At 62.5% G+C, this 299-nt stretch carries 1 pseudogene; it reads left to right on the top strand.

Annotated features, from left to right (window positions below):
* Window positions 1-299 (top strand): annotated as a pseudogene (locus SB749_RS19150) (preprotein translocase subunit SecY); the annotation flags it as partial.

Below are 299 nucleotides of genomic sequence, written 5' to 3'. Positions count from 1 at the left end.
CCATGATCAACCTCTTCAGCGGCGGCGCGCTGCTGCAGCGGTCGATCTTCGCCTTGGGCATCATGCCGTATATCACCGCGAGCATCATCGTCCAGCTGCTGCGATTGGTCATTCCTCGCTTCGAAGCCCTCCACAAGGAAGGCTCCTCTGGACAGGCGAAGCTGACTCCGTACACTCGCTACCTAACCATCGGACTCGCGATCCTCAACCCGACGACCCTCGTGGCGACCGTGCGCTCCCGCGCACTGTTCGGCCATGTCGAAGGCTGCCAGGCCCTCATCGGCAACGACACCTGGTGG

This window comes from Brevibacterium sp. SIMBA_078 (assembly GCF_046534565.1).
In the GTDB taxonomy this organism is placed as follows: domain Bacteria; phylum Actinomycetota; class Actinomycetes; order Actinomycetales; family Brevibacteriaceae; genus Brevibacterium.
This window is presented reverse-complemented; position numbering and strand designations above follow the sequence as displayed.